The organism is Sphingomonas bacterium (assembly GCF_903643065.1).
Lineage (GTDB): Bacteria > Pseudomonadota > Alphaproteobacteria > Sphingomonadales > Sphingomonadaceae > Sphingomonas.
Genome location: NZ_CAHJWX010000199.1, coordinates 1 through 4976, shown reverse-complemented (window position 1 = coordinate 4976; position 4976 = coordinate 1). Strand labels below are relative to the sequence as shown.

At 70.8% G+C, this 4976-nt stretch carries 4 protein-coding genes; 1 reads left to right on the top strand and 3 read right to left on the bottom strand.

Features of this window, described 5'->3' with window-relative positions; translation table 11 throughout:
- Positions 1-134: 134 nt before the first annotated feature.
- On the top strand, positions 135-266 hold the full coding sequence (locus HUU95_RS14700) for a hypothetical protein (protein WP_302480107.1): 132 nt from the start codon (positions 135-137) through the stop codon (positions 264-266).
- Positions 267-290: 24 nt separating this feature from the next.
- On the opposite strand, the gene dnaE is transcribed toward HUU95_RS14700, so the two are convergent.
- The 3 genes from dnaE to HUU95_RS08240 all read right to left on the bottom strand — a co-directional run bounded on the left by dnaE (position 291) and on the right by HUU95_RS08240 (position 4970).
- On the bottom strand, positions 291-3842 hold the full coding sequence (dnaE, locus tag HUU95_RS08250; protein WP_174279680.1) for a DNA polymerase III subunit alpha: 3552 nt from the start codon (positions 3840-3842) through the stop codon (positions 291-293).
- A 61-nt stretch (positions 3843-3903) separates the two neighbouring features.
- A complete protein-coding gene (locus tag HUU95_RS08245) occupies positions 3904-4383 on the bottom strand; it encodes a glutathione peroxidase (RefSeq protein WP_174279679.1) in 480 nt (159 codons plus the stop codon).
- Positions 4380-4970 (bottom strand): GNAT family N-acetyltransferase, encoded by a 591-nt coding sequence (locus tag HUU95_RS08240; protein ID WP_174279681.1) that lies wholly within the window; start codon positions 4968-4970, stop codon positions 4380-4382. The genes HUU95_RS08245 and HUU95_RS08240 overlap by 4 nt, the downstream gene beginning before the upstream one ends.
- Between the last annotated feature and the right edge of the window lie 6 nt (positions 4971-4976).

Genomic DNA, 4976 nt, shown 5'->3' with positions numbered 1-4976 from the left:
CTGGTCGCTGGTCGCGCCCCGCCTGCGCGGCTGGCAGGCCAATCCGCGCGCCTGGCATCCGCTCGATCGGCTGCGGCCCGACGGCGGCTGAACCGCCCCGCCGCCGGCGCGTTGAGCCGTCGAGGAGAATGACCATGGGTGACGACCGCAGCGAAGCCGACCGCCTCGACCGGACCGGCGAGGACCCGGCGGTGGAGTCCGGCGCCGGCTATGGCAGCCATGCCCCGGCCCCGGAGGACGGCCACGAGGACGAGACGAAGGAGTAGAGCCCTCGCCCAGCCGCGTCGCGTCTATCCCACCAGCCGCAACCCTTCCACCGGCGCCAGCGTGACCTCGCCCACTCCGGGCAGGGCTCGCAGTTGCCCGGCCAGTTCCCCGTCCAGCAGGAAATCACGCCCGAGCAGCACCACCGCGTCGCCGCCCGGCGCGACGATGCGCGCGCGCACCTCGCCCCGCGCGCCGCGATGCCCGGCGAGCAGTGCCGCCATCGCGGCAAAGGCGCCCGCGTCCGTCACCGTCACCTCGGCCGCGAACCGGGCGTCGGCGGCGATGTCCTTGAACGGCCGGATCGCCTTGACGGTGACGCGCGGCGCCTCCTCGCCCGGCCGCCGGTCCAGCTCCACCGTCGCCAGCCCGCAGCCACCGTTCGCCGCCGCTTCCTCCAGCGCCTTGGCGGGGGCGTCATCGAAACAGGTCGCGACGAACTGGCCGGTGGGATCGGACAGCGTCGCCATCAGGTAACGCTTGCCCCGCGCCGAGGTGCGCCAGCGCGCCTCCTCGACCAGCACCGCCATCGTCGCCCCGACCCGCGCGCCGTCGGCGATCGCCAGCTCGCCCAGCGACGCGTGGCGCCGCGCCCTGGGCGCCAGATGCTGGTAGCGATCGACCGGATGCGCGGAGAAATAGAAGCCGAACGCCTCCTTCTCCTGCTCCATTCGCTCCGTCAGCGTCCATGACGCCGAGCGGGGCAGCTTGACCGTGTCGCCCGCGGGCATGTCGCCGCCGAACAGGCCGCCCTGGCCGCTCAGCAGGTTCGCTTGCGTCCGCTGCGCCACCGCCAGCAGCGTCTCCGCGACCGCGAACGCGCCCGCGCGGTTGTCGGCCAGCCCGTCCAGCGCGCCGGCGGCGGCGAGCGTCTCCAGCTGGCGCTTGTTGAGCAGGCGCGGATCGATCCGGTGCGCCAGGTCGTCGAGGCTCGCGAACGCGCCGTTGGCCTCCCGCTCGGCCACCAGCCGCTCCATCGCGCCCTCGCCCACCGACTTGAGCGCACCCAGCGCGTAGCGGACCGCGACGCCCTCGCCCACCGGCTCGACGCCGAACTCCGCGCCGCTCCGGTTCACGTCCGGCGGCAGGATCGCGACGCCCGCCCGGCGCGCGTCCTCGACGAACAAGCCCAGCTTGTCGGTCAGCGCCATGTCGTAGCACATCGACGCGGCGAAGAACTCGGCTGGATGATGCGCCTTCAGCCAAGCCGTCTGATAGGCCAGCAACGCATAGGCGGCCGCGTGCGACTTGTTGAAGCCATAGCCCGCGAACTTGTCGATCAGGTCGAACAGCTCGTTCGCCTTGCCGGCCGGGATGGCATTGTGCGCCTTGCAACCATCGACGAAGGTGGCGCGCTGCGCGTCCATCTCGGCCTTGATCTTCTTGCCCATCGCGCGGCGCAGCAGGTCGGCGCCGCCCAGCGAATAGCCGGCGAGCACCTGCGCCGCCTGCATCACCTGTTCCTGATAGACGAAGATGCCGTAGGTTTCCGCCAGGATGCCTTCGAGCAGCGGGTGGGGATACTCGATCGGCTCCGTCCCGCCCTTGCGCCGGCCGAAGGACGGGATGTTGTCCATCGGCCCCGGCCGATAGAGCGAGACGAGCGCGATGATGTCGCCGAAATTGCTCGGGCGGACGGCGGACAGCGTCCGGCGCATGCCCTCCGATTCGAGCTGGAACACCCCCACCGTGTCGCCGCGCTTGAGCAGCTCGTACACGGCCGGATCGTCCCAGCGCAGCGCGTCCAGATCGATCGCGACCCCACGTGCGCGCAGCATCCGCGTCGCCTTCTGCAACACCGACAGCGTCTTCAGGCCGAGGAAGTCGAACTTCACCAGCCCAGCGACCTCGACATATTTCAGGTCGAACTGCGTCACCGGGATGTCGGAACGCGGGTCGCGGTACAGCGGCACCAGCTCGGCGAGCGGTCGGTCGCCGATCACGACGCCGGCGGCGTGGGTGGAGGAGTGGCGCGGCAGCCCCTCCAGCTGGCGCGCGAGATCGAGCAGGCGGCGCACGCCATTGTCGTTGGCATATTCGCGGCGCAGCTCCGCCACGCCCTCCAGCGCGCGGTCGAGCGTCCACGGGTCGGTCGGGTGGTTGGGCACCAGCTTGGCGAGCCGGTCGACCTGGCCATAGCTCATCTGCAGCACGCGGCCCGTGTCCTTGAGCACCGCGCGCGCCTTGAGCTTCCCGAAGGTGATGATCTGCGCGACCTGATCGCGCCCGTATTTCTCCTGCACGTAGCGGATCACCTCGCCGCGCCGCGTTTCGCAGAAATCGATGTCGAAATCGGGCATCGACACGCGTTCCGGGTTGAGGAAGCGTTCGAACAGCAGACCCAATTGCAGCGGATCGAGATCGGTCACGGTCAGCGCCCAAGCCACCACCGAGCCGGCGCCGGAGCCGCGCCCCGGGCCGACGGGGATGTCCTGCGCCTTGGCCCAGCGGATGAAGTCGGCGACGATCAGGAAATAGCCGGCGAACCCCATCTGGATGATGACGTCGAGCTCGAAGGCGAGGCGATCGCGGTACGGCTGGGTCCAATCAGATTGTCCCTCGACTTCGCTCGGGACGAACGGGGACAACGGACCGCTCTCCTCTCCGTTCGTGTCGAGCGTAGTCGAGACACCCTTCGTCCGCAGCTCCGCGATCCGCCGCAGTCGCGCGTCCAGCCCCGTCCCCGCCAGCTCGCGCAGCATCGCGCCCTCCGCCGCCGGCTCGCCCGCCAGGCTCGGCAGGATGGGTTTGCGCACGGGCGCCGCCACCGCGCAGCGCTGCGCCACCACCAGCGTGTTGGCGATCGCCTCGGGCAGGTCGGCGAACAGCTTGGTCATCGCGTCGCCCGGCTTCATCCAGGCTTCGGGGCAAGACCGCGCGCGATCCTCGCTTTCGACATAGGAGGACGATGCGATGCACAGCATCGCGTCGTGCGCGTCGCCGAACTTGGCCTCGGCGAAACAGCTGGGATTGGTCGCGACCAGCGGCAGGTCGCGCGCATAGGCGAGGTCGATCAGCGCCGCCTCCGCCGCTTCCTCCACCGCATCGCCACGCCGGCACAGCTCGATATAGAGCCGGTCCCCGAACAGCGCCTGCAACCGATCCGCATAGGCCGCCGCGCGCGCCGGCTGGTCCTCGGCATGCAATCGCGCCAGCGCGCCCTCGCCGCCCGCCGTCAGCGCGAGCAGCCCGGCCGTCCGCCCGGCCAGCGCCGCGAAGGCGACATGCGGCGGCTGCTCGATCGGCCGGTCGAGATGCGCCTCGCTGACCAGCGCACACAGCGCGGTGTAGCCCGCCTCGTCCTGCGCATAGAGCGCCAGCCAGTCGAGCACGGGCGTGGCGCCGTCGGGCATGTCGGGCCGCGCCACCGCCAGCATCGTGCCGATGATCGGCTGAACGCCCTTTTTGCGCGCCGCATCGGAAAAGGCCATCGCCGCGTACAGCCCGTTGCGATCGGTCAGCGCCGCCGCCGGGAAGCGCAGCCGCGCCGCGCGCTCCGCGATCGCCTTGGGCTCGATCGCGCCGTCCAGCATCGTGTAGCAGGAGAAGATGCGAAGGGGGACGAAGCCGGCGTGCATCGCCCCGCTATGCGCGCCGACTGATGATTCGGCAAAGTGGTTCCGCGCGGCAGCGGCTCGCCTACAGCAGCCGCTCGATGTCGGGCGCGATCTCCTCCGGCTTGGTGGTGGGCGCGTAGCGGTGCACGGCCTGGCCCGACCGGTCGACGAGGAACTTGGTGAAGTTCCACTTGACCGCGCGGGACCCGAGCAGGCCGGGCGCGTCGCCCTTGAGCCGCTCGAACAGCGGGTCGGCGCCGGCGCCGTTCACCTCGACCCTGGCGAAGACGGGGAAGGTCACGTCATAGGTGAGCGAGCAGAAGCTGGCGATGGCGGCCGCGTCGCCCGGCTCCTGCGCGCCGAACTGGTTGCACGGAAAGGCCAGCACCGCGAAGCCGCGATCGGCCAGGCGGCGATACAGCGCCTCCAGCCCCTCGTACTGCGGCGTGAAGCCGCAGCGCGACGCGGTATTGACGATCAGCAGCACCTGCCCCTCCCAGCGGTGAAGCGGCGTCGAACTGCCGTCGGCGGCGCGGACGCTGAAGTCGGTGATCGCGGTCATGCCCGTCCTCCACGCGCCAGCAGGTGACGCAGGTTGCGTTCCACGCCCGGCCATTCGGGCGCGATGATCGAATAGACGACCACGTCGCGCAGCCGCCCGTCCATCAGCTGATGATGCCGCAGCACGCCATCGCGCTTGGCGCCCAGTCGCTCGATCGCGGCCTGCGAGCGCTTGTTGAACCAGTCGGTCCGGATCTGGACGACGTTGCACCCCATCACCTCGAAGGCGTGGCGAAGCAGCAGCAGCTTGGCCTCCGTGTTGAGGCCGGTGCGCTGCACGGCGCGGGCGTAGAAGGTGCCGCCGATCTCCAGCCGGCGATGCCCCTCGTTCATCCGCATGTAGCGGGTCAGCCCGACCACCGCGCCGTCGGGCTTTTCGACCGCGAACGGCATCGCGCGGCCGTGCTCGCGTTCCAGGAACAGCGCCGCCATCGCCGCGTCGGGATCGGTGAAGGTAGTGACGTTAGCGTAGAACAGGTCCGTCTGATCGGCGGCGGCGAGCGCGAGGGCGTCGCGGTCCGCTGGCACGAGCGGGCGCAAGGTGACGTGCGCGCCCGCTAGCGTCGGGGGGTCGCGCCAGCCGCTCACGGCCGC

Excerpts from the sequence above, each read along its gene's own strand:
- HUU95_RS14700 (WP_302480107.1), top strand. The coding sequence starts at position 135 with ATGGGTGACGACCGCAGCGAAGCCGACCGCCTCGACCGGACCGGCGAG.
- HUU95_RS08245 (WP_174279679.1), bottom strand. The coding sequence starts at position 4,383 with ATGACCGCGATCACCGACTTCAGCGTCCGCGCCGCCGACGGCAGTTCG.
- dnaE (WP_174279680.1), bottom strand. The coding sequence starts at position 3,842 with ATGCACGCCGGCTTCGTCCCCCTTCGCATCTTCTCCTGCTACACGATG.